Here is a 3,981-nt window from a genome sequence, read left to right as displayed (position 1 = left end):
AACCCGCTCAGCGGGCCGCCGCGGCCGCGACGGTGACCGTGATGTCGATCGGCTTGGCCATGGCACTGTCCACGCTGCCGTGGGCAGGCACGGGTTGCGGTGGGGTGCTGGGCTATTGGCACGAGTTCCTGACCTTCGTGGTCACGGTGCAGGGTGTCGCCACGGGGTTGGCGACGCTCATGTGGCTTCTCGTGATGAACAGCCCCGACCAACGCGCCACCGCGGGAGCCGACGATGCCTGAATCCGCAGCACCCCCGCGCGCTGATCGCGCGCTCTTCGGTGTGGTCTTCCTGATGCTGTTCGCCTTCTCCTACAGCGAGCAGTTCGTCTCGGAGCTGTTCCCGTCCAGCGGCGCCGGCGGACACGTGGCATGGCGGATCGCGGTGATCGTCGTCGATGCCGCGGTGCTGGCAGTGGTCGGCGTGATGAAGCGCGCCGTCACCCGGGCGGACGGTGACGTGCCGCGACTGTGGGGTTGGTGGTGGTCGGGCGTCGTCATCCTCATCGGAGTCGACGCACTGCGGCTCATCCCCGCGCAATCGATTCGCGTCGACGTGCTGACTGCCAGCATCTACGCCGCCGCAATGGGTTTCACGATGGCGGCGTCGCTGAACGCCGATCCGCTCACGTTGCTCAGCAGCGCGCGCCGAGTGGCGTTGCCGGTCGACTGGGCGCGGGCGCGCGCGATAGTCCCACTGGTGGTGGGGGCCTGGCTCTGTTATCTCGCGGCGAGCGCCTACGTCGACTACTTCGACGTCGGCGTTGCCCGTGCACTCGACCCGTCACTCGAGGCCCAGGTCGTGGAACTTCCAGTGTCAGAGCAGATTTCGGTTCTCTCACAACTGTGCCGGGGAGCCATCAGCCCGGTGTTCTTTCAGCAGGTGGTCGGAGTGGTACCGGTGCTGTTGCTGGCTCTCGGTGTCGAGTTCAACTACTTTCGCCGGACGTTGACCGACGGCGGCCAGCGCGCGGCGACCGCGGCGACCGTGACGGTATTGGCGGCCGGTCTGGTCGGGTCGCTGTCGACTCTTCCGTGGGACGGCCAGGGATGCGGTGACGTGCTGTCCCGCTCGCACGAGTACATCGCGTTTCTGTTGGCGGTCCAAGCCGTTTTCACCGGGCTGGCGACGCTGGTCTGGCTGCTAGTCGCCAGCACTCCGGACGACGCCGTGGGTACCGGTCATGGAGCGCAGGACCTCTGACCCGACGGCGGGCCCTGCAGGCCGCACGTCTCGGGTAGGGTCCGTCTGCGGTGGTGGCGAAAAAGAAGATGCGCGTGGGCATTGCCGATGCGTAACGTCCGAAGCCATGACCATCGCGAAACGATGACCACCACGACGTCTCGGCCGGGCACGGACAGGTCCACGCGGTCCGTGAGCCGTCCCGACGACCCCGACCGCGCAGTCGACTGGCGCCGGTTGTGGCGGCCTGGCACCAGCATCGCCCTCGTCGCGATGGCGATCGCCGCGATCCTGCAGTCGTTGGGCACCGTCATCATCGGGAGGCTCGCCGCCGATCCGGTCTGGACCACCGTCGCAGCACTCACGGGATGCCTGGTGGGATACGCGCTGCTGGACACCGTGGGGCGGACGATCTGGGCGGTCATCGCCGACCGCGCAGAGGGGAGGTTGCGGCGGGATCTGCTCTCGGCGGCCTTGAATCAGCCGCTGGAACTGTTGTCGGAACAGGCCGTCGGCGAGGTCCTCGACCGCGTCGACGACGACACCCACGAGGTCGGGACGCTGGTCCGCATGCAGCTGTGGGATGCGCTGCGCACGGTCTTCTCCGTACTTCCGATGTGGGTCGTCGCCGGCTTGACGTGGTGGCCGGCGTGGATTATTTTCCCGATCGTCGGGCCGTTGACCGTGATGGTGATCCGGCCGCTGCTGCGCGAACTGAGCGAACGCAAGGTCCTTGAGGAGATCGCCTGGACGGACCACGCCGCAGCCATGGAGGAGGGCATCGCCGCGCGAGACGACATGCGCACCAGCCTTGGTCAAGCGCACGTCCTCCGGCGGTGTGCCGAACTCTCGGGCAACGTCCAACGACGCTTTCGTGCCGTGGTCGCCGTGGAGTCGCGGATCACCCTTCGCGCCGGTGGGCTGCTGCATGCGTTCCTGGGTGCAGTGGTGATCGCGGGTGTCGCGCTGGTCACCGACGACGACCTCGACGTCGCTCGACTGATCACCCTCTTCCTGGTCAGCGCCACCCTGGTCAACGAGATAGCCCAGCTCGCGCGTCAGTTGCCCGAACTGCAGGCGGGCATGGGTGCGGTCATCCGGCTCCGCCAGCTCGCCGCCAGCGAATCCGAACCCGTTGGTGGACGGCCGTTTCCGGACGGTCCCATCGATATCGAGCTCGACGATCTGCACTTCGCGTACGCCGAGGGGGTGTTCGCCCTCGAAGGGATCCATCTGCAGGTGAAGGCAGGCACCACCTGCGCACTCGTCGGCCGGACCGGCTCGGGCAAGTCGACGCTCGCATCGCTGGTGTCGCGTGCCGCCGATCCCGAACCCGGCGCACTGTTCCTCGGCGGTGTCGACGTCCTCGATCTCGACCTGCAACAGTTGCGGGCATCGGTCGGGGTGGTCACGCAACGCACCGAAATCCTCGCAGGCACACTGGCCGAGAACATCGCGTTGTTCGCGGACCTGCCTCGGCTACGCGTACGGGAAGCGGTCGCCGAACTCGATCTGACCGATTGGGTGCAGAGCCTGCCGGACGGCCTGGACACCGTCCTCGGTCCAGGTGGAACCACGTTGTCGGCGGGGGAGGAGCAGCTCGTCGCCTTCGCCCGGCTGCTGGTCCGTGCCGTCCGTGTCGTCATCCTCGACGAGGCCACCGCGCGCATGGATCCCCTCACCGAGGCGCGCGTGGTCCGTGCCGCGGACAGGTTGCTGACCGATCGCACCGGAATCCTGATTGCACACCGCCTTTCGACGGTGGCCCGAGCTGATCAGGTGGCCGTCCTCGACGGCGGCCGCATCGTCGATGCGGGTTCACGCACCGAGCTGGAATCCCGACCCGGTCCGTTTCGCCAGCTGCTCGACGCCTCCGGGGCCGACGACCTCGCGGCCACCGCTGACGGGCTTGAACCGGCCGCCGATGACGCCGAAACCGCGATCGGCGGTGCGCGCCGCCAGGGCACCCCTCCGGAGCAGGCCGACGTCGACGGCGGTCCGAGCCTGGCCCGTGGGATCGCCCACATGGTTCGGGTTTACCCCACCTGGGGACTCCTCGGGGCGTCGCTGTTCATGGTGACGGGACTGCTCGGCGCGACCGGTGCCCTCAGCGGCTTCGTCTGGGGGCATGTGGTCCAGAGCCTTCAGAACGGGCGGACGCCAGTGCTGCTCACCGTCGCCGTCGTGCTCAGCATCGTCGCGGAACCGTTCGTGTTGGCCGTGGCGCTACGCCGGTTCCTGCCGTGGTGGTCGGCGTGCTCGCTGCGCATTCGCATGACCGTGCTGGACGCACAGACCCGGCAGCACCGCCTCGTCAGGACACCACCGGGCGAGGTGGTCTCCCGAGTCCTGGACTCCGACCGATTCCTTCAGTACGCCGACCGCTGCAACGACGTCGTCGCCGGGTTGGTCATCGTGGTCATCGCGTCACTGCTCGGTGGGACTCCGATCGCGGGAGCCATCCTGCTGGCGGTAATGGTCGCTGCGGCAGTAACTTCGGTGGCCGGTCGACCCATCGCGGGACGATCGGCCGCGGCGGCTTCTGCGACCAGGGCCGGCTTCGGCCGGTCGCTGGTCTCGGTGCTGGAGTGCGTCGGCACCGTCAAGCTCGCTGCCGCCACCGGTGACGTGCACGCACACCTCGACCGTGTCGACGGCGGTCGTGTCGGCGCCGCGGTACGTGAACACCGGATCCAGTCGATCCTCTTCGGAGTCCCGGTCGTGATGGTGCAGCTTGGCGTCGTTGCGGCGTGGATCGTCTACCTCCTCGACGGATGGAATCTCGCGACCGCGTTGCTC

The 3,981-nt window shown here is 68.0% G+C and carries 2 protein-coding genes and 1 pseudogene; all 3 read left to right on the top strand.

Annotated elements, in window-relative coordinates; all coding sequences use genetic code 11:
• Nucleotides 1–242: pseudogene (locus ACRDUX_RS06240) on the top strand (hypothetical protein); the annotation flags it as partial.
• Nucleotides 235–1,203 (top strand): hypothetical protein, encoded by a 969-nt coding sequence (locus tag ACRDUX_RS06235; RefSeq protein ID WP_526412044.1) that lies wholly within the window; start codon nt 235–237, stop codon nt 1,201–1,203. The pseudogene ACRDUX_RS06240 and the gene ACRDUX_RS06235, both read left to right, overlap by 8 nt.
• A gap of 171 nt (nt 1,204–1,374) precedes the next feature.
• A partial coding sequence (locus ACRDUX_RS06230) for an ABC transporter ATP-binding protein (RefSeq protein ID WP_526412042.1) occupies nt 1,375–3,981 on the top strand: 2,607 nt, incomplete at its 3' end.

Origin of the sequence: Mycobacterium sp. (assembly GCF_050701675.1) — a bacterium.
Lineage (GTDB): Bacteria > Actinomycetota > Actinomycetes > Mycobacteriales > Mycobacteriaceae > Mycobacterium.
This window is presented reverse-complemented; position numbering and strand designations above follow the sequence as displayed.

Excerpts from the sequence above, each read along its gene's own strand:
- ACRDUX_RS06235 (WP_526412044.1), top strand. The coding sequence starts at position 235 with ATGCCTGAATCCGCAGCACCCCCGCGCGCTGATCGCGCGCTCTTCGGT.